19 protein-coding genes are annotated in these 22,535 nt (G+C 61.9%); 12 read left to right on the top strand and 7 right to left on the bottom strand.

Going from position 1 to position 22,535, the window contains the following annotated elements; all coding sequences use genetic code 11:
* Positions 1 to 7 precede the first annotated feature (7 nt).
* From ACK56M_RS24585 to yaaA, 4 genes are all read right to left on the bottom strand, one after another.
* Positions 8 to 1,174, bottom strand: coding sequence for an alginate biosynthesis protein Alg44 (locus tag ACK56M_RS24585; protein ID WP_013974151.1), 1,167 nt, complete (start codon positions 1,172 to 1,174; stop codon positions 8 to 10).
* Between the two features lie 36 nt (positions 1,175 to 1,210).
* Positions 1,211 to 2,692 (bottom strand): glycosyltransferase family 2 protein, encoded by a 1,482-nt coding sequence (locus tag ACK56M_RS24580; protein WP_031324250.1) that lies wholly within the window; start codon positions 2,690 to 2,692, stop codon positions 1,211 to 1,213.
* A 73-nt stretch (positions 2,693 to 2,765) separates the two neighbouring features.
* On the bottom strand, positions 2,766 to 4,082 hold the full coding sequence (locus ACK56M_RS24575; RefSeq protein ID WP_003257136.1) for a nucleotide sugar dehydrogenase: 1,317 nt from the start codon (positions 4,080 to 4,082) through the stop codon (positions 2,766 to 2,768).
* A 904-nt stretch (positions 4,083 to 4,986) separates the two neighbouring features.
* Positions 4,987 to 5,766 carry a peroxide stress protein YaaA gene (gene yaaA / locus ACK56M_RS24570; protein ID WP_411959115.1) on the bottom strand — a complete coding sequence of 260 codons (780 nt, stop codon included), beginning with the start codon at positions 5,764 to 5,766 and terminating at the stop codon, positions 4,987 to 4,989.
* Positions 5,767 to 5,902: 136 nt separating this feature from the next.
* Between yaaA and ACK56M_RS24565 the strand changes: the two genes are divergently transcribed.
* The 5 genes from ACK56M_RS24565 (at position 5,903) to moaE (ending at position 10,167) form a co-directional block, all read left to right on the top strand.
* Complete coding sequence (locus ACK56M_RS24565) at positions 5,903 to 7,030, top strand: polysaccharide deacetylase family protein (RefSeq protein ID WP_411959114.1); 1,128 nt, start codon at positions 5,903 to 5,905, stop codon at positions 7,028 to 7,030.
* 461 nt (positions 7,031 to 7,491) lie between these two features.
* Complete coding sequence (locus ACK56M_RS24560; RefSeq protein ID WP_013974146.1) at positions 7,492 to 8,886, top strand: PhoH family protein; 1,395 nt, start codon at positions 7,492 to 7,494, stop codon at positions 8,884 to 8,886.
* A 116-nt stretch (positions 8,887 to 9,002) separates the two neighbouring features.
* Positions 9,003 to 9,473 carry a cyclic pyranopterin monophosphate synthase MoaC gene (gene moaC / locus ACK56M_RS24555; protein ID WP_013974145.1) on the top strand — a complete coding sequence of 157 codons (471 nt, stop codon included), beginning with the start codon at positions 9,003 to 9,005 and terminating at the stop codon, positions 9,471 to 9,473.
* Positions 9,473 to 9,718, top strand: a complete 246-nt coding sequence (gene moaD, locus ACK56M_RS24550; RefSeq protein ID WP_015271739.1) for a molybdopterin converting factor subunit 1 — start codon at positions 9,473 to 9,475, stop codon at positions 9,716 to 9,718. Before moaC ends, moaD begins: the two co-directional genes overlap by 1 nt.
* 2 nt (positions 9,719 to 9,720) lie before the next feature.
* Positions 9,721 to 10,167 carry a molybdopterin synthase catalytic subunit MoaE gene (gene moaE, locus ACK56M_RS24545; protein ID WP_013974144.1) on the top strand — a complete coding sequence of 149 codons (447 nt, stop codon included), beginning with the start codon at positions 9,721 to 9,723 and terminating at the stop codon, positions 10,165 to 10,167.
* A 128-nt stretch (positions 10,168 to 10,295) separates the two neighbouring features.
* On the opposite strand, the gene rhlB is transcribed toward moaE, so the two are convergent.
* Together rhlB and ACK56M_RS24535 are read right to left on the bottom strand one after the other, a co-directional pair.
* Positions 10,296 to 11,759 (bottom strand): ATP-dependent RNA helicase RhlB, encoded by a 1,464-nt coding sequence (rhlB, locus tag ACK56M_RS24540; protein ID WP_054573302.1) that lies wholly within the window; start codon positions 11,757 to 11,759, stop codon positions 10,296 to 10,298.
* Between the two features lie 101 nt (positions 11,760 to 11,860).
* Positions 11,861 to 12,517: an alpha/beta hydrolase gene (locus ACK56M_RS24535; protein WP_015271737.1), complete on the bottom strand. Its 657-nt coding sequence runs from the start codon at positions 12,515 to 12,517 to the stop codon at positions 11,861 to 11,863.
* 331 nt (positions 12,518 to 12,848) lie between these two features.
* Here ACK56M_RS24535 and ACK56M_RS24530 point away from each other — a divergent pair, with 331 nt between their 5' ends.
* From ACK56M_RS24530 to ACK56M_RS24515, 4 genes are all read left to right on the top strand, one after another.
* A complete protein-coding gene (locus ACK56M_RS24530; RefSeq protein ID WP_411959113.1) occupies positions 12,849 to 13,877 on the top strand; it encodes an amino acid ABC transporter substrate-binding protein in 1,029 nt (342 codons plus the stop codon).
* Positions 13,878 to 13,944: 67 nt separating this feature from the next.
* Positions 13,945 to 15,123: an amino acid ABC transporter permease gene (locus ACK56M_RS24525; RefSeq protein WP_015271735.1), complete on the top strand. Its 1,179-nt coding sequence runs from the start codon at positions 13,945 to 13,947 to the stop codon at positions 15,121 to 15,123.
* A gap of 10 nt (positions 15,124 to 15,133) precedes the next feature.
* Positions 15,134 to 16,231: an amino acid ABC transporter permease gene (locus ACK56M_RS24520; RefSeq protein ID WP_013974139.1), complete on the top strand. Its 1,098-nt coding sequence runs from the start codon at positions 15,134 to 15,136 to the stop codon at positions 16,229 to 16,231.
* Positions 16,232 to 16,241: 10 nt separating this feature from the next.
* On the top strand, positions 16,242 to 17,006 hold the full coding sequence (locus tag ACK56M_RS24515; RefSeq protein WP_003251792.1) for an amino acid ABC transporter ATP-binding protein: 765 nt from the start codon (positions 16,242 to 16,244) through the stop codon (positions 17,004 to 17,006).
* Between the two features lie 121 nt (positions 17,007 to 17,127).
* Here ACK56M_RS24515 and algW read toward each other — a convergent pair whose 3' ends face one another.
* Positions 17,128 to 18,288 carry a Do family serine endopeptidase AlgW gene (gene algW, locus ACK56M_RS24510; protein WP_015271734.1) on the bottom strand — a complete coding sequence of 387 codons (1,161 nt, stop codon included), beginning with the start codon at positions 18,286 to 18,288 and terminating at the stop codon, positions 17,128 to 17,130.
* A 167-nt stretch (positions 18,289 to 18,455) separates the two neighbouring features.
* Between algW and ACK56M_RS24505 the strand changes: the two genes are divergently transcribed.
* The 3 genes from ACK56M_RS24505 (at position 18,456) to cysN (ending at position 22,363) form a co-directional block, all read left to right on the top strand.
* Positions 18,456 to 19,214, top strand: a complete 759-nt coding sequence (locus ACK56M_RS24505; protein ID WP_015271733.1) for a Nif3-like dinuclear metal center hexameric protein — start codon at positions 18,456 to 18,458, stop codon at positions 19,212 to 19,214.
* Between the two features lie 313 nt (positions 19,215 to 19,527).
* Complete coding sequence (gene cysD / locus ACK56M_RS24500; RefSeq protein ID WP_013974136.1) at positions 19,528 to 20,445, top strand: sulfate adenylyltransferase subunit CysD; 918 nt, start codon at positions 19,528 to 19,530, stop codon at positions 20,443 to 20,445.
* A gap of 16 nt (positions 20,446 to 20,461) precedes the next feature.
* Positions 20,462 to 22,363 (top strand): sulfate adenylyltransferase subunit CysN, encoded by a 1,902-nt coding sequence (gene cysN, locus ACK56M_RS24495; RefSeq protein WP_054573306.1) that lies wholly within the window; start codon positions 20,462 to 20,464, stop codon positions 22,361 to 22,363.
* Positions 22,364 to 22,535: the final 172 nt, after the last annotated feature.

Here is a 22,535-nt window from a genome sequence, read left to right as displayed (position 1 = left end):
GGTCCTCTTACAGCCCACGGGCCATGGCTTTGTCGATCAGCCAGTTCAGCGATGGGCCACGGTCGCTGTTGACCGAAGCCGGGCGGCCGGCGAGTTCGGCGGGCAGGGCGCTGTCGGGCTTGATCTGCACGCGGATGTCGGCGGCCAGGTCTTCGCTGTTGAGGCTGGCGCTGCTGACGATCTGGCCGGTACGCACTTCGTCTTCGCCGGCTACCTGGAAGTTGACGCGGGTGCCTGGCTTGACCTCGTCGAACTGGCGGTAGGTGAAGCGCGCCTCGACCATCGGGTTGGTGGTGCGCGGGATCAGCTGGAAGATCGGCTGGCCCTTGGCGGCGTACTGGCCGTTGTCCACCAGCTGGCGGGCAACCACGCAATCACACGGGCTGGTGAGGGTGCCGGACAGCTGCTTGCCGAACAGTTCCTCGATCTTCGCCGGCTCCAGTTGTGCGTCTTCCAGGTTGCCCTTGAGCATGTCCAGCATGCTGGTGGTGAAACTGGCCAGTGGCGCGCCCTTGGCGATCTGCCCACCGCTTTCGACCAGGCTGTTCACGGTGCCGTCGCGCGGCATGGTGACGTTGGTGGTGGGTACCGCGACCACGCCGGCTTCGGCATGGCTGACGAAGTACATGCCGTACAGCGACTTGGCGATGAAGCCGAAGGCGGCGACACCGACCACGAACACGCCGAGGGTGACGGTGACCGCCTTGAGGCGGCCGAAGGCGCTCAGGCCGGCACCGCCGTCCTTTTGCTTGCGCGCCTTGGTGAAGTTGTCGCGCTGCAGGGTGCTGAGCACATCGCCAGCAGTGATCAGCTCACCCGACAGGTGCGAGGTGATGATGTGGCGCAGCGTGGCGATGTCGCGGAGCTCGAGGTTCTGGAACTGCGCGCCGGTACGGCCGCTGCCCGGGTTGTAGGAGCGCACCTGGAACTCGATGTCCATCGACAGGCCGAGGTTGTCGACCGTGAACTGCAGCCGCCCGCGGAGCACGTCGCCAACCGACAGTTGTTGCTTGGTGTGGAAGCTCAGGCCACCGGCGGAGAGGTCGTCGACCTTCACATCGTGGGCCTGGCGCTGAGGGTCGAGGAACCGCAGCTTGGCGGGGATGCGTACCCGGGCATGCTGGCGCTGGGCTTCGGACTCATGCACGACGTTGACGTTCACGGCGGTATTCATGTGGTTTGTTCCTGTTAGTTCCGATCCGGGTTGGGCTCACACGACCATGAACAGCACAGCAACGAAGATGCTGGCAGCCGAGAAGGTCATGGTCCGCGAGGACCAGGTGTTGAACCATTGTTGAAAGCTGGCGAGGTCACGCTTGAGGGCAGTGGGCTGACGCGTCCAGGACTGCTTGTCGAGGCGGAAGAACACGTAGATCTTCATCAGCGCGCCGATGATCTGGTTGTAATAGAGAATCAGCGGGTAGGCCGGGCCTACGTTGTGGCCGGAGCACAGCAGCATGATGGTGAGAATCAGGCGGGTGATGCCGATCCACAGCAGATACACCAGCAGGAAGCCCAGGCCGAACTTGAGGCTGGCGATCACCGCCACGGTCAGGCCCAGCAGGCTGGTCCACATCGACACGCGCTGGTCGAACAGCACGATGCTGGTGAACAGCCCCAGGCGGCGCAGGCCCAGGCCAAGCGCGCGGGAGTTCTGCCGCAGGTTGTTGCCGTACCAGCGGTACATCAGCTTGCGGCTGGCCTTGAGGAAGCTCTTCTCCGGCGGGTGCTCGACCGTGTTGATGGCGGCGTCCGGCACGTAGAAGGTGTCGTAGCCCAGGCGCATCAGGCTGAACCAGCTGGACTTGTCGTCACCGGTGAGGAACTTGAAGCGGCCCAGGCGCCAGTGCATCAGCGAGTCGCTTTCGACGTCGGCGATGAACTCGGGGTTGGTCACCACGCTGGCGCGGAACATCGACATGCGTCCGGTCATGGTCAGCACGCGCTTGGACAGGGCCATCGAGCACATGTTGATGTGGCGCTGGGCGAAGCGCAGCTTGTGCCACTCGCTCATGATGTAGCCGCCACGCACTTCGCAGAACTCGTTGGTGGTCAGGCCGCCGACGTTGGGGAACAGCTTGAACCACGGCACGGTCTTGCGTACCACGCCATCGCCCAGCACGGTGTCACCGTCGATTACCGCCACCACGGCGTTCTCGTCCGGCAGCATGCGCGAGATCGCACGGAAACCGTAGGCCAGGCCGTCACGCTTGCCGGTACCGGCGATGCGCACGATGTCCAGTTTCACATGGGCTGGCGGGTTGTATTTGGCCCACAGGCTTTTCACCAGCAGTTCGTCCGACATCTCCACCAGCGAACAGACCACGGTGGTGGGGAAGCCACAGTTGATCGCCTCGCGGATCACCGAGCTGTACACCTGAGCAGTGGTGAGAGCTTCGATGCGGAAGCTGGTCACCATCAGGTACACGTGGGACGGGTCGGCGTCCTTGCCCATTTTCTGAACCTTGCGGCGCAGGTACGGGTATACGCCGTAGAGGAAGATCATGCCACGGATGAAATGGGTGGCGCCCATGGAGTAGCGCCAGATGCCGACTGCGCCGACCAGGAAGATGAAGTGCTTCGACTGCGAGTCGAAGATATCGGCTGGCAGGGCCAGGGCGATCAGCATGAGCAGACTCACGTAGAGCAGCCAACCGGCGCACTGCAACAGCACTGTCTGGATCCTTTGCATGTTCAGCATCCGTCGAGAATTCGGGAAAAGGTGGGCAGCGGGGGTGGGGAGGCCCCCGCTGCCCGGCCAGCACTTACCAGCAGATGCCTTCGGTGCGGCTGGTAGCGCAGGTCGGTTTGCTCATGAAACCGACCAGGTCGATCACGTGCTTGCCGGCCGGCGCTTGCTGGGCCAGTGCACGGAACTGCTCGTCACGGTTGCCCAGGACGATGATGTCGGCGTTGTCGATCACCTTCTGGAAGTCGGCGTTGAGCAGCGACGACACGTGCGGGATCTTCGACTCGATGTAGTCCTTGTTGGCGCCGTGTACGCGGGCGTACTGGACGTTCTCGTCGTAGATATCCAGCTGGTAGCCCTTGCCGATCAGGCGTTCGGCCAGTTCCACCAGCGGGCTTTCACGGAGGTCGTCGGTGCCGGCCTTGAAGCTCAGGCCGAGCAGGGCGACCTTGCGCTTGTCGTGGGCTTCGATCAGCTCGAAGGCGTTCTGCACCTGCGATTCGTTGCTGCGCATCAGCGAGTCGAGCAGCGGTGCGCGTACATCGAGGCTGGCGGCGCGATAGGTGAGGGCGCGCACATCCTTGGGCAGGCACGAGCCGCCGAAGGCGAAGCCAGGGCGCATGTAGTACTGGGACAGGTTCAGCACTTTGTCCTGGCAGACCACGTCCATCACGTCACGGCCATCCACGCCTACGGCCTTGGCGATGTTGCCGATCTCGTTGGCGAAGGTGACCTTGGTGGCGTGCCACACGTTGCAGGTGTACTTGATCATCTCGGCCACTTCGATCGGCTTGCGGATGATCGGTGCGTCGAGCTCTTCGTACAGGGCCTGCAGGATGTCGCCGCTGGCGCTGTCCAGTTCGCCGATGACGGTCATCGGTGGCTGGTCGTAGTCCTTGATCGCGGTGCTTTCACGCAGGAATTCCGGGTTGACCGCGACGCCGAAGTCGACGCCGGCTTTCTTGCCCGAGCAGTCTTCGAGGATCGGGATCACCACGTTCTTCACGGTGCCCGGCAGCACGGTGCTGCGTACCACGATGGTGTGGCGGCGCTCGCTGTCACGCAGCACGTAGCCGATTTCTCGGCACACCGACTCGATGTATTCGAGGCCCAGGTCGCCGTTCTTCTTGCTTGGGGTACCCACGCAGATCATCGATACGTCGCTGGCACGGATGGCTTCGGCGAAATCGGTAGTACCGCGCAGGCGGCCGTTGGCGATGCCCTGTTGCAGCAGTGCTTCCAGGCCAGGTTCGACGATGGGCGACTTGCCCTGATTGATCAGGTCGATCTTGGTGCTGGACACGTCCACACCGATCACTTCATGGCCACGCGCCGTCAGGCAGCCTGCACAGACTGCACCCACATAACCCAAACCAAAGATGCTGATACGCATCGCTATCACCTCATGTGTTTATCACGCCGGCGCCTCCGGAGAGAGCCGGACTGGGTTGATTAACAACAGTTTTCGGGCGCACGGATCCATGGCGAAATGCACACTTCGCCGAGCGCAGGCAAAATAAATCCGGAGCGCAAAAAGTTATGCACTCAAATGTGGCAGTAAAAAGCCATTAATTAAAAAACGTGCCCTGGAATGCAGCCGTCTTTATTGCAATGCGCTACGTGGCGCTTTGCTGTGCTTGTTTTTTCAAGTGGAAAAATCCTTTGAAATCAACCACTAGGACGAATTGAAAGGGACGCGTCTCTCCTGCATGGACAGGTCTTCGGGGGTTGCCCGTCATACCTGTCGAAGTTGTTGAGGCCGGTAGTGGATACCTGCCGTTGTCATATGTAAGTCATCTCTCACAGCCCAAGGGCAGGAAAATCGTTACGGCACTATGAGCGAATCGTCGTAGCAGAAGTTCCGAGGTGGGTTCGACGTGGATGAAAGATTTCTAAATATTTTTTCAGTGGCGGACAATTTCAATCTGATAGCACTCGGGGGTTTTGCCCCGATATATAAAGGGCGAAACTGTTGCGAGATATTTTTATGCCAGCATCGAAAAATATTTTGAAAAAATAGTCAAAAAAGCTACGAACGGTCTTATGGCGTTTGGCTATAAGTGGTGGTGTGTCGATTTTTTGGCGTCGGATTTGTGGCGTGATGGCGCTTTGCGTCGTGCCCTGTTGCGGGGCGGAGGGGGTAAGGAGGGAGGCGCTTTTTGTAGGAGCGGCCTTGTGTCGCGAAAGGGCCGCGCAGCGGCCCCAGGATTTCAACATCAAAGCAGAAATTGCCGGGGCCGCTATGCGGCCCTTTCGCGACACAAGGCCGCTCCTACAGGGGATTGTGTATTGCCTGACTATTCGGAAGGATGATCCCGCAGGAACACCAGGTGGTCCGGCTTCGACTGTTCGGCACTGTAGTAGTACCCCTGCACATCGAATTGCTTGAGCTGCTCCGGGTCGCTGATGCGCTGCTGGATCACGAAGCGGCTCATCATGCCGCGGGCTTTCTTGGCGTAGAAGCTGATGATCTTGTACTGGCCGTTCTTCAGGTCCTTGAAGTCGACGTTGATCACCCGGGCCTTGAGCGCACTGCGTTTCACCGCGCTGAAATACTCGTTGCTGGCCAGGTTCAGCAGCACGTCATCGCCCTGTTCGGCCAAGGCCTGGTTCAGCCATTCGCTGATGCGCGTGCCCCAGAACGCATACAGATCCTTGCCGCGGGCGTTGGCCAGCTTGGTGCCCATTTCCAGGCGGTAAGGTTGCATCAGGTCGAGCGGGCGCAGCAGGCCATACAGGCCCGAAAGCATGCGCAAGTGCTGCTGGGCATGGCTGAAATCGTCCTCGCCCAGGCTTTCGGCGTCGAGGCCGGTATACACGTCACCCTTGAACGCCAGCAGCGCCTGCTTGGCATTGGCCGGGGTGAAGTCCGGGGTCCAGCTGCCGAAGCGCGCGGCATTCAGGCCGGCGAGCTTGTCGGACAGGTGCATCAGTTCGCTGATCTGCGCTGGCGACAGGTCGCGCAACTGCTGGATCAGCTCCTGAGAGTCGTCCAGGTACTGGGGCAGGGTGAAACGCTCGGTCACCGGCGGGGTTTCGTAGTCGAGGGTCTTGGCGGGTGATATCACCGTCAGCATCGGGTCGGCTCCTGGCATCGTAGGCCGGGAATTCTACGGGCTGGGCGGTGCAAGTCCAAACTATGGCGACGATAGTCACAGACCATGGCCGGTGCAGAGGCTATAGTGCGCGTTTCGCCGTTGCGGAGCTTCAACCGTGCGTATTGCCTCTGCCTTGTTGGCCGCTCTGCTGAGCCTGGCCGTGCAAGCCGCCCCTTCAACCCAGGTGAGCCTGGACCGCAGCCTGTGGCCCGAAAAGCTGGACAGCCCGGCGTTGTTCGATGTGGCCTCGCGGGCCGAGATCCTCTCGTTCGCCCAGGTGCTGCATGAAAGCGAACTGCTGGACGACGCGGCGCTGGCGGCACGCTTGGGGCTACGGCAGGTCAACCTGCAGAAGGTGCGCCTGGTGCGGGCGCGCATGTGGCAGCGGTTGTGGGAAGGTTATCAACAGGCGCAGCGCAGTTGCGAACAGGATGCGTCGTTCTGCTATCCGGTTACGTCGATGGCGGAGTTGCGCACACAGGCAGCGACGTTCGCTGCCGATGTCGGCACGTTCTACACGGGCTGGATCGAGCCGAGCCACCAGTTCCATGTGCGGTACCTGGACGAACAACTGCGCAAGGCTGCGTTGCTGCCGCAGACCAGCAGCGAGGTGGAGCGGTTGTCCTCACGCGAGCGCAATGGGGATGAGCTGAACGATCGCATGTTCCTGCTGACCTTCGTCGGCGGGCCCGGGCCGGATGGCGGCAGTACCGATCTGCTGGCTGATTATCTGCGCCGGCAAAAGCTTCAAGGCACGTTCTTCGTGCTCGGCAACCGCCTGCAGCAACGCCGCGACGCCGGTGCGGCAGATGCCTTGCGCCAGCTCTATCGTGGGCATTGCGTGGGGGTTCAGGGTTGGGAGTACCGCTCCCATGCGCAGTGGACAGGCTGGCAGGATTCATTGCGGCGCAGCCAGGCTCGGGTGCAGGCCGACTTGCCGGAGCAGTATGTACCGTTGTTTCGGCCGCCCTACGGGCAGCGCCGGGCCGATGGCGAGGCGTTCATGGCCAGCCAGCAGTTGCAAGTGTCGTTGTGGGACATCGATGCCCAGGATGATGGCGCACTGAGCGCCGAGGCCTCTGCCCAGCGGGTGCTGACCTTGATGCTGCTGTGGCGCAAGGGGGTGATCCAGTTCCATGACAGCCTGCCCAGGGCGCAGCCGGCGGTGGAGTGGTTGTTGCGCAATACGGCGCAGAGCGGGATTGGTTGGGAAGATTGCCAGGGATATGCCAACCGGGGGTGAGAGGGGGCTGCTGCGCAGCCCATCGCCGGCAAGCCAGCTCCCACCTCGACCGCATCGGCCTCAAGCCATGCGCTGTCCCTGTGGGAGCTGGCTTGCTGGCGATGAGGCCAGTACAGGCAACACAACACAGTTGCTCTTACAGGTTAGGTGCATGGCTTGCTGGCGTTGACCCATGCAATGGCAGCCTGATTTTTGACTGTAGTCCTCGCGCGCCCCCTCGCCAACCCCTGTTCGTCATTTGGAAAAATAAACTTCACCTGCACGTAAAAAGACTTTTTTTAGTCATCATTTTTGCGGTATGAAGAAACCAGACAGCCGATTCCTGCAGCACAGGTGGCGTCATCCAGGCCCACCTAGCCAGGTTCGCTTCCCGCCCGTAACAACGCGGATACGGGGACAGCGGCAGTCACTCTGCGGCGTAACAGACCACGCCGTGTGGCTTCGACATAAGGTGACCGAGTATGGATGACCAAGGACGCAACCCTTCCTCCAGCAAGCCTATCCTGTATGTGCTCGATACCAACGTCCTGATTCACGACCCCAACGCGTTACTGAACTTCGAGGAGCACCATGTCGCCATCCCGATGACGGTGCTGGAGGAACTCGACAAGCTCAAGACCGGCAAACAGACCATCGCCGCCGAATGCCGCCAGGCCATTCGCCTGATCGACCAGACCCTTGGTGACGCCTCGCCCAGCGATGTCGAGCAGGGCGTGCCGATCCAGCGTGGCAAGAGCGGGCCCAAGGGCTTCCTGTCCATCCTGATGACTCCGCGCAACGAGCCGAACAAGCTGCTGCCGGAAAACCTCAACGACAACATCATCATCAACCAGTTGCTCGAAGTACGGGCCCGGCGCACCGACCTGGACGTTGTGCTGGTCACCAAAGACATCAACATGCGCCTGAAGGCACGTGCCTGTGGCATCGCGGCCGAGGACTACAGCACCGACCAACTGGTCGATGACGTGTCATTGCTGTCCAAGGGCTACCATTCGGTCACCGGCTCGTTCTGGGATCGGGTGAGCAAGGTCGATACCCGCCAGGAGCGCGGCCGCACCTGGCACCGCGTGCAATTGATCGACAACCTGCCGGCGGTTCACGTCAACGAGTTCATCATCGATGAACAGGGCTTCGTCGGCTGGATCAAGGGTATCCGCAACGACGAACTGCTGTTGCTGGACCTGCACCAGGAACCGCTGCTGCACCAGGAAGCCTGGGGCTTGAAACCGCGGGACATCCACCAGAGCCTGGCGTTGTTCGCCCTGCTTGACCCGGATATCCACCTGGTCAACCTGACCGGCGCCGCCGGTTCCGGCAAGACCATCCTGGCCCTGGCCGCAGCCATCGAACAGACCATGGTAAGCAAGCGCTACCGGCGCATCATCGCCACCCGCAGTGTGCAGGGGCTGGACCAGGAGATCGGCTTCCTGCCGGGTACCGAGGCCGAGAAGATGGAACCTTGGCTGGGCGCCATCACCGACAACCTCGAGGCCTTGCACATGGATGACGAAAGCACCCATGGCAGCGTCGAGTACATCCTCGAACGCGTGCCGTTGCAGTTCAAGTCGCTTAACTACATCCGTGGCCGTAGCTTCCAGCAGAGCCTGATCCTGATCGACGAGTGCCAGAACCTGACGCCGCACCAGATGAAAACCATCATCACCCGTGCCGGCTCCGGGTCCAAGGTGGTCTGCCTGGGCAACCTGGCGCAGATCGATACCCCCTACCTGTCCGCGACCAGCTCGGGCCTGACCTACCTGACCGAGCGCTTCAAGGACTTCCCCCATGGCGTGCACATCACCCTGCAGGGCGTGCCACGCTCGGTGCTGGCCGAGTACGCCGAGTCGCATCTGTAACCCTCTCCGCCGGGCGGTTCGCCGCCCGGCTTTTTCGCGGGCACGGTTGACGCACCCCTCTGCTCAAACCTGACTCACAGGTTTACACTGCGAGTTCCCTTCACAGGAGCAGAGCAGTGCTGACACATCTTGATTCCCAGGGGCGGGCCAACATGGTCGACGTCACTGAAAAGGCCGTGACCGAGCGTGAGGCCACCGCCGAGGCGCGGGTGCGCATGTTGCCGCAGACCTTGCAGATGATCGTCGACGGTGAACACCCCAAGGGCGACGTGTTCGCCGTGGCGCGCATTGCCGGGATCCAGGCGGCGAAGAAGACCAGCGAACTGATCCCGCTGTGCCACCCGCTGATGCTGACCAGCGTCAAGGTCGAGCTGAGTGCCGAGGGGCAGGACGCTGTGCGTATCGTCGCCCGCTGCAAGCTGGCCGGGCAGACCGGCGTGGAGATGGAGGCGCTGACTGCAGCCAGCGTGGCTGCGCTGACGATCTATGACATGTGCAAGGCTGTGGATAAAGGTATGGTCATCGAGCAGGTGCGCCTGCTGGAAAAACTCGGCGGCAAGAGTGGCCACTACAAGGTGGAGGCGTGATGAAGGTCAAGGTGATGTACTTCGCCCGTTACCGCGAATTGTTGGGCGTGGATGCCGAGCGGGTGGAGGGTGCGTTCAAGGTGCTCGACGATGTGCGCCAGGCCTTGGTGGCCAAGGGCGGGCAGTATGAAGTGCTGGCCGAGCGGAACCTGATGTGTGCGCGCAACGAAGAACTGTGCAAGCTCGATGAGCCGCTGGAAGAGGGCGATGAAGTGGCGTTCTTCCCGCCGGTGACCGGAGGCTGAACATGGCTGTGCGAGTACAGGAGGGCGCGTTCGATCCGGGAGCCGAGACCAATGCCATGCACGCGGCGAATGTCGGTGTGGGCGCGGTGGTCGGTTTTGTCGGCTACGTGCGGGATTTCAACGATGGCCGCGAGGTGGCGGGGATGTTCCTCGAGCACTATCCGGGCATGACCGAAAAGGCCTTGGCCAAGATCGTGGTGGAGGCAGAGCAGCGCTGGCCGTTGCTCAAGGTGGAGGTGCTGCACCGCATCGGTGCGCTCGAGCCGGGTGAGCCGATCGTGTTCGTCGGCGTGGCCAGTGCCCATCGGCAGGCGGCGTTCGATGCCTGCAACTTCATCATGGACTATCTGAAGACGCGGGCGCCGTTCTGGAAGAAGGAAAATACCCAGGAAGGGGCGCGGTGGGTGGAAGGGAAGCAGAGTGATCAGGATGCGGCGGAGCGCTGGTAGACAGAGTATTTCTGGCCGGGGCTTTGCCCCGGTTCGCGGGCTTGCCCGCTCCCACAGGGGCTCCACAGCTTCCGGAAGCTGTGGAGCCCCTGTGGGAGCGGGCAAGCCCGCGAAGAATCCAACACCACTCAGTGGTGCTTGCGCGGCACCGGCTTCAGCAGTTCATCCGGCGGCATTTCACACTTGATCTTGCGCCCCAGCAGCTCTTCGATCGCTGGCAGCTGGTACGAGTCATCCTCACCGGCAAAGCTGATCGACACACCACTGGTGCCAGCACGGCCTGTCCGGCCAATGCGGTGCACGTAGTCGTCCGGGTCTTCCGGCAGGGTGAAGTTGATCACGTGGCTGATGCCATCGATATGAATGCCCCGCCCCGCCACGTCGGTGGCCACCAGCACGGTGATGCGCCCTTCGCGGAAGTTTTCCAGGGTACGGATACGCTTGTGCTGCGGCACGTCACCCGACAACTGCGCGGCATTGATGCCGTCGCGCACCAGTTTTTCCTCGATGCGCCGCACTTCGTCCTTGCGGTTGGCGAACACCATCACCCGTTCCCACTTGTTCTGGGTCACCAGGTTGTACAGCAGCTTGTACTTGTCGCTGCCGGCCACCGCATAGACGTGCTGCTCCACCGTTTCGCTGGCAACGTTCTCCGGCTCGATCTCGACGATGGCCGGGTTGGTGGTCCACTGCTTGGCCAGGTTCATCACGTCGTCGGTGAAGGTGGCGGAGAACAGCAGGGTCTGGCGCTCGCTTTTCGGCGGCGTCTGGCGAATGATCTGACGCACCTGGGGGATGAAACCCATGTCGAGCATGCGGTCGGCTTCGTCCAGCACCATCACTTCGACCATGTCCAGGTGCACCTCACCGCGCTGGTTGAAGTCCAGCAGGCGCCCCGGAGTGGCCACCAGGATGTCGCAATGGCGCGCTTCCAGGGCCTTGAGCTGCTTGTCGAAGTCCATTCCGCCGACGAAGCTCATCACGTTCAGGCCGGTGTACTTGGTCAGGGCGATGGCGTCCTTGGCGATCTGCACCACCAGCTCACGGGTGGGCGCGATGATCAGCGCACGTGGCTCGCCCATGTAGCGTTCCTTCGGCGGCGGCGTCTGCTGCAGCTGGGAAATGATCGAGATCAGGAACGCCGCAGTCTTGCCGGTACCGGTCTGGGCCCGGCCGATGGCGTCCTGACCGCGCAGGGTGTAGCCCAGCACCTGTGCCTGGATCGGCGTGCAGTACGGGAAGCCCAGGTCGTGGATGGCATGCATCAGCTCGTTGGACAGCTTGAAGTCGTGGAAGCGGGTCTTGCCTTCCTGTGGCTCGACCACGAAGTCTTCCGGTTTCCACAGGCTGGCCTGCGGCTTGGGCTTGCGCTCGCGACGCGGTTTGTCCTTGGCCGGCTTGTCGGCGGCTGGCGTAACGGCGGCAGGCTGTTCGGCCTGGGGAGTGGGGGTGGCGCGTGGTGCGGCCGGTTTTTCCGCAGGCCGGGCCTCGCTGGTGGGTGCGGGCGCAGGCGGCGTCACGCTGGCAGCAGGAGCGACGGCCTGTGGCGCGGCGTCTCCCTTGCCGAAAATTTTCTTGAGTGCCTTGAGCACGATCGTCTCATCAACTGGTTAAGGAATGTACGCCGGGCAGTGTAATGCAAGATTCAGGCGCGGCGTAGTGGAATAGCCTTACAACTACAGACAGCCCTGGCTTATTGCAATTGCTTGCTCAGCCAGTCGTGGATGTCGCTCAACTCTTCCACCACCACTTCGTGTTCCATCGGGTATTCGTGCCAGCGGGCGGCAACGCCCCAGGTATTGAGGTACTCGAAGGCGGTGCGGCCCATGGAAGGGATCACCACCGGGTCGTGCACACCATGCAGGCACAGGGCCGGGGTGCGTTGCTGGCAGGCGCTCAACTGATGCTGGTCGTTGAAGGTGGGGGCGTAGGTGGACAAGGCGATCACGCCACCCAGCGCTTCTTGCCACTTTATATAGGCAGTGTGCAGCACCACCGCGCCACCCTGGGAGAAGCCAGCCAGGAAGATCCGCGACAGGCTGATGCCTTTGGCCTGCTCGGCCTTGATCATGCTGATGACCTGTTCGGCCGATTCCTCCAGCTGCGCCTCGTCGATGGCGCGGGCCGGGGTCATGGCCTTGATGTCGTACCAGCTGGGCATGGCGTAGCCGCCGTTGATGGTTACCGGGCGGGTGGGAGCCTGGGGCATGACGAAACGGGTGCTGAGCAGGCGTTCCTGCATGAATTCGGCCACTGGTAGGAAGTCGTAACGGTCGGCACCCAGGCCGTGCAACCAGATCACACAGGCGTCTGCGGTTTTCTGCGGTTCGAGAATCAGCGGGTTGGTCATGACTGCTCCGAAAGTGTGCGGGTCTTGTTATGGCGTGCGTGAAAAGAAGGCGCTGGAAATGATTGTCGGAAAAAGAATGTCGCAACGATACAACTTTCCCTACTTGACGAGCGCTTAAACGCTACAGCCGTAAATTCTGGTACGCGCTTTGCAATTCAACCAATGATGCAAAGGGCAGGCCGTGACGGTAACACCCTTTGCACGCGAAGGCTGTCACAGAACAGTCCATTGCGCCATTGACCCAATAACAAGCCAATACGGGTCGGATACGCCTCAAAAGGGTGCGGTGCAATTCCGGCTCGATACAACAAGAGCGATTTGGAGGTTGTGAATGAAGATGTTGAAAACCACCCTGGCAGTCCTGACCGCTGCCGCCGCGCTGGGCGTCGTGAGCAACGCCCAGGCCGGCGCCACCCTGGATGCGGTAAAGAAGAAGGGCTTCGTCCAGTGTGGCGTGAGCGACGGTCTTCCAGGCTTCTCGGTACCTGATGCGCAGGGCAAGATCGTTGGTATCGACGCCGACGTGTGCCGCGCCGTAGCCGCCGCTGTATTCGGCGATGCGACCAAGGTCAAGTTCAGCCAGCTCAACGCCAAGGAACGCTTCACCGCACTGCAGTCGGGCGAAGTCGACGTACTGTCGCGCAACACCACCTGGACCAGCTCGCGTGATGCCGGCATGGGCCTGGTGTTCGCCGGTGTTACCTACTATGACGGCGTCGGCTTCCTGGTCAACAAGAAACTCGGTGTTTCCAGCGCCAAGGAGCTTGATGGCGCGACCATCTGCATCCAGGCCGGTACCACCACCGAGCTGAATGTGTCGGACTTCTTCCGCGCCAATGGTCTGAAGTACACGCCGATCACTTTCGATACCTCCGACGAAAGCGCCAAGTCGCTTGAGTCCGGCCGTTGCGACGTGCTGACCTCGGACAAGTCGCAGCTGTTCGCCCAACGCTCCAAGCTGGCCGCGCCGACCGAATACGTGGTACTGCCGGAAACCATCTCCAAGGAGCCGCTGGGCCCGGTGGTGCGCAAAGGCGATGAGGAGTGGTTCAGCATCGTCAAGTGGACCCTGTTCGCCATGCTCAACGCCGAAGAGGCAGGCATCACCTCGAAGAACGTCGAGGCCGAGGCCAAAGGCACCAAGAACCCGGACGTTGCTCGCCTGCTGGGGGCGGACGGCGAGTATGGCAAGGACCTCAAGCTGCCCAAGGACTGGGTAGTGCAGATCGTCAAGCAAGTCGGCAACTATGGCGAAGTGTTCGAGAAGAACCTGGGCCAGGGCACCGACCTGAAGATCGACCGTGGCATGAACGCCCTGTGGAACAACGGCGGCATCCAGTACGCGCCACCTGTGCGCTGATGGCTGCACCCTGCGGCGGCATCCCGCCGCCGCAGGCTGTTCGGAACCCTACTTTCCGGGGCACTTCATGCAAAATCGAATCGGCGCACAAAAGGGTTTATCCCTGAGCGATCCACGTGTGCGCGCGTGGCTGTTCCAGATTCTCACGATAGTCTTCGTGGTCGGTCTGGGCTGGTATCTGTTCCACAACACGCAAACCAACCTGCAACACCGGGGTATCACCTCGGGCTTCGACTTTCTCGACCGCAGTGCCGGCTTCGGCATCGCCCAGCACCTGATCCCCTACGTGGAATCAGACAGCTATGCGCGGGTGTTCGTCATCGGCCTGCTCAACACCTTGCTGGTGACGTTCATCGGCGTGGTGCTGGCGACCATCCTTGGCTTCATCATCGGTGTGGCGCGGTTGTCGCCGAACTGGATGATCAACAAGCTGGCGACCGTGTATGTGGAAACCTTCCGCAACATCCCGCCGTTGTTGCAGATCCTGTTCTGGTACTTCGCCGTGTTCCTGACCCTGCCGGGACCGCGGGGCAGCATCAATATCGACGACACCTTCTTCATCAGCAACCGTGGCCTGAACATGCCCGGCGCGTCCATGGCCGAAGGCTTCTGGCCGTTCGTCGTGGCCCTGGTCCTGGCGCTGCTGGCCATCGTGGTGATGGTGCGTTATGCCAACAAGCGTTTCGACGAGACGGGTGAGCCATTCCACAAGTTCTGGGTGGGGCTGGCGCTGTTCATCGCCATCCCAGGCGTTTGCGCACTGCTGTTCGGCAGCCCGGTGCACTGGGAAGTGCCGCAATTGAAAGGATTCAACTTCGTCGGTGGCTGGGTACTGATCCCCGAGCTGCTGGCGCTGACCCTGGCGTTGACCATCTACACCGCTGCGTTCATCGCCGAGATCGTGCGCTCCGGTATCCGTTCGGTCAGCCATGGCCAGACCGAGGCCGCGCGTTCGCTGGGCCTGCGCGAGGGGCCGACCCTGCGCAAGGTGATCATCCCCCAGGCACTGCGGGTGATCATTCCGCCGCTGACCAGCCAGTACCTGAACCTGGCGAAGAACTCGTCGCTGGCGGCCGGTATCGGCTATCCGGAGATGGTCTCGCTGTTCGCCGGTACCGTGCTCAACCAGACCGGCCAGGCCATCGAGGTGATCGCCATCACCATGAGTGTCTATCTCGCCATCAGCATCAGTATTTCGCTGCTGATGAACTGGTACAACAAGCGCATTGCGCTGATCGAGCGGTGAGGATACGCCCGTGAATGCCCATGTTTTCAAACCCGACATGCCGCCACCGGTGAAAACCGTCGGCGTGCTCGCATGGATGCGTGCCAATCTGTTCTCCAGCTGGCTCAATACGCTGCTGACCCTGTTTGCCATCTACCTGGTTTGGCTGATCGTGCCGCCGCTGCTGCAGTGGGCGTTGCTTGATGCCAACTGGGTCGGCACCACCCGCGCCGACTGCACCAAGGAGGGCGCCTGCTGGGTGTTCGTGCAGCAGCGTTTCGGCCAGTTCATGTACGGCTACTACCCGGCCGAGTTGCGCTGGCGCGTGGACCTGACCGTGTGGCTTGCCGTGCTTGGCGCCGCCCCGCTGTTCATCAAACGCTTCCCACGCAAGGCCTTCTACGGCCTTGGCTTCCTGGTGGTGTACCCGCTGCTGGCCTACACCCTGCTGCACGGGGGCATGCTGGGCCTGGAAAGCGTACCTACCAGCCAGTGGGGCGGGCTGATGCTGACCCTGGTGATTGCCACCGTGGGCATTGTCGGCGCATTGCCGCTGGGAATCCTGCTGGCCCTGGGGCGGCGCTCGAAAATGCCTGCGGTGAAGGTGGTGTGCGTGACCTTCATCGAGTTCTGGCGCGGCGTGCCGCTGATCACCGTGCTGTTCATGTCATCGGTGATGCTGCCGTTGTTCCTGCCTGAGGGCATGAGCTTCGACAAGCTGCTGCGGGCGATGATCGGCGTGATCCTGTTCCAGTCGGCGTATATCGCCGAGGTGGTGCGTGGCGGCCTCCAGGCCATCCCCAAGGGCCAGTACGAAGCTGCCGCGGCCATGGGCCTTGGCTACTGGCGGGCGATGGGCCTGGTGATTCTGCCGCAGGCGCTCAAGCTGGTAATTCCCGGCATCGTCAACACCTTCATTGCCCTGTTCAAGGACACCAGCCTGGTGATCATCATCGGCCTGTTCGACCTGCTGAACAGCGTCAAGCAAGCTGCTGCCGACCCGGCCTGGCTGGGTATGGCTACCGAGGGCTACGTGTTCGCCGCCCTGGTGTTCTGGATTTTCTGTTTCGGTATGTCCCGCTACTCCATGCATCTGGAGCGCAAGCTGGACACTGGCCACAAGCGTTAGGAGTTTCGAAATGAGTGAAGCGATCAAGCAGCCTGCCGGCCCCGAAGGCATCATCCAGATGCAGGGCGTGAACAAGTGGTACGGCCAGTTCCATGTGCTCAAGGACATCAATCTGAACGTGCGCCAGGGCGAGCGCATCGTGCTGTGCGGGCCGTCCGGCTCTGGCAAGTCCACCACCATCCGTTGTCTCAACCGCCTTGAAGAGCACCAGCAGGGGCGCATCGTGGTCGATGGTGTGGAGCTGACCAACGACCTCAAGCAGATCGAGGCCATCCGCCGCGAAGTGGGCATGGTGTTCCAGCACTTCAACCTGTTCCCGCACCTGAGCATCCTGGAGAACTGCACCCTGGCGCCGATGTGGGTGCGCAAGATGCCGCGGCGCAAGGCCGAGGAAATCGCCATGCACTACCTGGAGCGGGTGCGTATTCCGGAGCAGGCGCACAAGTACCCGGGGCAGTTGTCCGGTGGTCAGCAGCAGCGTGTGGCGATTGCCCGCGCGTTGTGCATGAAACCGAAGATTATGCTGTTCGACGAACCGACCTCGGCGCTGGACCCGGAAATGGTCAAGGAAGTGCTCGATACCATGGTGGGCCTGGCCGAGGACGGCATGACCATGCTCTGCGTGACCCACGAGATGGGCTTTGCCCGGACCGTGGCGAACCGGGTGATCTTCATGGACAAGGGCGAGATCGTCGAGCAGGCGGCGCCGGATGACTTCTTCGACCGGCCACGCAGTGACCGGACCAAGTTGTTCCTGAGCCAGATCCTGCATTGATGTAGCCGGGGCCGCTTTGCGGCCCATTCGCAGCACAAGGCTGCTCCTACAAGGGAAATGCGATCTCCTGTAGGAGCAGCCTCGTGCTGCGAAGCAGCCCCCCAGAGACCAGATCGCAGCCTTACTTCTCTTCCTTGGCGACTGCCGGCGCCGGTGGTGGCCGCAGGCCCACCTCGGCGATCAGCTTCAACTGCTGCCCATTGCGCATCACCTCGATGGTGATCTTCTCGTTGGGCTTGATCCGCGCCACCTGGTTCATCGACTTGCGCCCGTCACCGGCCGGCTCGCCGTTGATGCTCAGGATCACGTCACCCAGCTGCAGCCCGGCCTTTGCCGCCGGCCCTTCGCGGAAGATGCCCGCCACCACGATGCCCGGGCGGTCCTTCATGCCGAACGATTCGGCCAGTTCCTGGCTCAGTGGCTGTACTTCGATGCCCAGCCAGCCACGGATCACCTGGCCGTGCTCGATGATCGACTTCATCACCTCCAGTGCCAGTTTCACCGGGATGGCGAAGCCGATACCTTGCGAACCGCCGGACTTGGAGAAGATCGCCGTGTTGATGCCGATCAGGTTGCCGTTGGCATCCACAAGCGCACCGCCGGAGTTACCCGGGTTGATCGCCGCGTCGGTCTGGATGAAATCTTCGTAGTTGTTCAGGCCCAGCTGGTTGCGGCCAGTGGCGCTGATGATGCCCATGGTCACGGTCTGGCCGACCCCGAACGGGTTACCGATGGCCAGCGACACGTCACCGATGTGAATGTTGTCGGAGCGGCCGATGGTGATTGCCGGCAGGCTCTTCAGGTCTATCTTCAGCACCGCCAGGTCGGTTTCCGGGTCGCTGCCGATGACCCGGGCCAATGTCTCGCGGCCATCCTTCAGGGCCACGACGATCTGGTCGGCGCCGCTGGTGACATGGTTGTTGGTCAGCAGGTAGCCTTCGGGGCTCATGATCACCGCCGAGCCCAGGCTCGACTCCCAGCGGCGCTGCTTGGGCAGGTTGTCGCCGAAGAAACGGCGGAACTGCGGGTCTTCGAACAGCGGGTGGGCGCTCTTGTTCACCACCTTGGTGGTGTACAGGTTGACCACCGCCGGGGCGGCCAGGGTCACGGCGTCGGCGTAGGATACCGGGCCCTGCATGATCCGCGTGGTCTGCGGTGCCTGCTGCAGGTTGACGTCCTGGCTGGGCAGGCCGACCCACTCCGGGAAGCGCTGGATGATCAGCATGGCGATCAGTACGCCGGTAAGCAGGGGCCAGCCAAAATAACGCAAAGCCTTGAACATGAATGAATCCTGGAAATAGCCGGGGACGATGACCGTGCGGTGGGCATGAGCGCGCGCGATCATACACCGGTTCCCCCAGTGCCGGCGACGGCCCATAATGGCCGGCATTATACGGGCGTTGCATGGGCGTTGTGCCCGAGAAAAACGCAGATTTCGAGGAGATTTTCATGGCCGTCGCTCTGAACACCCTGGTCGAGGAAGCCGAGCGTTACCTGGGCAGCGCGAAGATCCAGGATTATTGCCCCAACGGCCTGCAGGTCGAAGGCCGGCCGCAGGTCAGCCGCATCGTCAGCGGCGTTACCGCCAGCCAGGCGTTGCTGGATGCGGCAGTCGAAGCCGAGGCCGACCTGGTGCTGGTGCACCATGGCTACTTCTGGAAGGGAGAGAACCCTTGCGTCACCGGCATCCGGCAGCGCCGGCTGAAAACCCTGTTGAACAACGACATCAGTCTGCTGGCGTTCCACCTGCCGCTGGACGTGCACCCGGACGTGGGCAACAACGTGCAACTGGCGCGGCAACTGGACATCACCGTCGAAGGGCCGCTGGACCCGGAGAACCCCAAGGTGGTCGGCCTGGTCGGCTCGCTGGCCGAGCCGATGACTGCGCTCGACTTCGCCCGGCGAGTGCGGGAGGTTCTGGGGCGTGAGCCTTTGCTGGTAGAGGGTGAGCAGATGATCCGGCGGGTCGGCTGGTGCACCGGAGGCGGGCAGGGCTACATCGACACGGCGATCGCGGCCGGGGTGGACCTGTACCTGACCGGCGAGGCGTCGGAGCAGACCTACCATAGTGCCCGCGAGAATGGCGTCAGCTTCATTGCCGCCGGGCACCATGCCACCGAGCGGTATGGGGTGCAGGCGCTGGGTGATTACCTGGCGCGGCGCTTTGCCGTGGAGCACCTGTTCATCGATTGCCCAAACCCGATCTGACATCGGCGTCGCCTTCTTCGCGGATACAGTGTTGATGGCGCGGTCCCTGTAGGAGCAGCCTTGTGCTGCGAAGAGGCCAGTGAGGCAAAAGAGCTTTTTGGGCAGTAACGGCCTCTTCGCAGCACAAGGCTGCTCCTACAGATCCTGTGCATGTCCAGAGACCAATACCGGGCCTGCCAGCCCAAACCCCCAGTCATATCGTTAGACTTTTTCGATCTAGCCAGCCTCCTAAATAGAAGCAGCCGCTGTGATAAAGTGGCTCGCTCGAACACGGCCCGCAGGCCGTCCATAAGATCGTTTTTCGTGAGTAGCCATGGTCGACAAACTGACGCACTTGAAACAGCTGGAGGCGGAGAGCATCCACATCATCCGCGAGGTGGCCGCCGAGTTCGACAACCCGGTGATGCTGTACTCGATCGGCAAGGACTCCGCCGTGATGCTGCACCTGGCGCGCAAGGCCTTTTTCCCAGGCAAGTTGCCGTTCCCGGTGATGCACGTCGACACCCAGTGGAAATTCCAGGAGATGTACAGCTTCCGCGACAAGATGGTCGAGGAAATGGGCCTGGAGCTGATCACCCACGTCAACCCCGAGGGTGTGGCGCAGGGCATCAACCCGTTCACCCATGGCAGCTCCAAGCACACCGACATCATGAAGACCCAGGGCCTGAAGCAGGCGCTGGACAAGCATGGTTTCGATGCCGCCTTCGGTGGTGCGCGCCGCGACGAAGAGAAGTCGCGGGCCAAGGAGCGCGTGTACTCGTTCCGTGACAGCAAGCACCGCTGGGACCCGAAGAACCAGCGCCCGGAACTGTGGAACGTGTACAACGGCAAGGTCAACAAGGGCGAGTCGATCCGCGTCTTCCCGCTGTCGAACTGGACCGAGCTGGACATCTGGCAGTACATCTACCTCGAAGGCATCCCGATCGTGCCGCTGTACTTCGCCGCCGAGCGTGAAGTCATCGAGAAGAACGGCACCCTGATCATGATAGACGACGAGCGCATCCTCGAACATCTTACCGATGAAGAGAAAGCGCGCATCGTCAAGAAAAAGGTGCGTTTCCGTACCCTTGGCTGCTACCCGTTGACGGGTGCTGTCGAGTCGGAAGCCGAGACGCTCACCGACATCATTCAGGAAATGCTCCTGACGCGCACTTCCGAGCGCCAGGGCCGAGTCATCGACCACGATGGCGCCGGTTCCATGGAAGACAAGAAACGTCAGGGCTACTTCTAATTTTCAGGGTTACTCCATGTCGCACCAATCCGATTTGATCAGCGAAGACATCCTCGCTTATCTGGCTCAGCACGAGCGCAAAGAACTGCTGCGTTTTCTCACCTGCGGCAACGTGGATGACGGCAAGAGCACCCTGATCGGGCGCTTGCTGCATGACTCGAAGATGATCTACGAGGACCACCTCGAGGCCATCACTCGCGATTCGAAAAAGGTCGGCACCACCGGCGAGGAAGTCGACCTGGCGCTGCTGGTCGACGGTCTGCAGGCCGAGCGCGAGCAGGGCATCACCATCGATGTCGCCTACCGCTATTTCTCCACCGCCAAGCGCAAGTTCATCATTGCCGACACCCCGGGCCACGAGCAGTACACCCGCAACATGGCTACCGGCGCGTCCACCTGCGACCTGGCGATCATCCTGGTCGATGCCCGCTACGGCGTGCAGACCCAGACTCGCCGCCACAGCTACATTGCCTCGTTGCTGGGCATCAAGCACATCGTGGTCGCGGTCAACAAGATGGACCTCAAGGGCTTCGATCAGGGCGTTTTCGAATCGATCAAGGCCGACTACCTGAAGTTCGCCGAAGCCATCAACCTGGTGCCGAGCAGCCTGCACTTCGTGCCGATGTCGGCGCTCAAGGGCGACAACGTGGTCAACCACAGCGAGCGTTCGCCGTGGTATGCCGGGCCGACGTTGATGGAAATCCTCGAAACCGTCGAAGTGTCGGCCGACCGCAACTTCACCGACCTGCGCTTCCCGGTGCAGTACGTCAACCGCCCGAACCTGAACTTCCGCGGTTTCGCCGGCACCATCGCCAGCGGCGTGGTGCACAAGGGTGACGAAATCGTCGTGCTGCCGTCGGGCAAGAGCAGCCGCGTCAAGTCCATCGTCACCTACGAAGGCGAGCTGGAAAACGCAGGCCCCGGCCAGGCCGTGACCCTGACCATGGAAGACGAGATCGACATCTCCCGTGGCGATCTGCTGGTGCATGCCGACAACGTCCCGCCGGTCACCGACCAGTTCGACGCCATGCTGGTGTGGATGGCCGAGGAGCCGATGCTCCCGGGCAAGAAATACGACATCAAGCGCGCCACCAGCTACGTGCCGGGCTCGATTGCCAGCATCACCCACAAGGTCGATGTGAACACCCTGGAGCAGGGCGCTGCCAGCGCGCTGCAGCTGAACGAGATCGGCCGCGTCAAGGTGTCCCTGGACGCCTCGATTGCCCTGGACGGTTACGAAAGCAACCGCACCACCGGTGCGTTCATCGTCATCGACCGGCTGACCAACGGCACGGTCGGCGCCGGCATGATCATCGCCCCGCCAGTCCTGCCGCACGGCAGCACCGGCCATCATGGCAAGCTGTGCCATGTGGCCACCGAAGAGCGCGCCCTGCGCTTCGGCCAGCAGCCTGCCACCGTGCTGTTCAGTGGCCTGTCCGGCGCTGGCAAGAGCACCCTGGCCTATGCCGTGGAGCGCAAGCTGTTCGACATGGGCCGTGCAGTGTACGTGCTCGACGGCCAGAACCTGCGCCATGACCTGAACAAGGGCTTGCCGCAGGACCGTGCCGGCCGCACCGAGAACTGGCGCCGCGCCGCCCATGTGGCGCGCCAGTTCAACGAAGCCGGTCTGCTGACTCTGGCCGCGTTCGTGGCCCCGGATGCAGAAGGCCGGGAACAGGCCAAGGCATTGATCGGCAAGGAGCGCCTGGTGACCGTTTACGTCCAGGCCTCGCCGCTGGCCTGCCGTGAGCGTGACCCGCAAGGCTTGTACGCTGCTGGTGGCGACAACATCCCGGGCGAAAGCTTCCCGTACGATGTGCCGCTGGATGCCGACCTTGTGATCGATACCCAGGCCACGAGCGTGGATGAGGGCGTGAAGCAGGTGCTGGACGTGCTGCGTCAGCGTGGCGCGATCTAAGCGCCCCTGCAAGAAAAAACCCGCCTCGGCGGGTTTTTTTATCCTGCTATTTATAGCCGCCAAAGCCAGCGGCCTTGAGATACTGGTCGGTAAATAGGCGACCGTTGCGGCCATTGCCCAAAACGCGCTTGGCGCAGCCTTCCTGTGGATGTTTGGAAATTTTTACTGAGTT

It is taken from the genome of Pseudomonas sp. s4 (assembly GCF_046764235.1).
Lineage (GTDB): Bacteria > Pseudomonadota > Gammaproteobacteria > Pseudomonadales > Pseudomonadaceae > Aquipseudomonas > Aquipseudomonas asiatica.
Note: the sequence above shows the minus strand (reverse complement) of the source record. Positions and strands in the feature narration are given on the sequence as shown.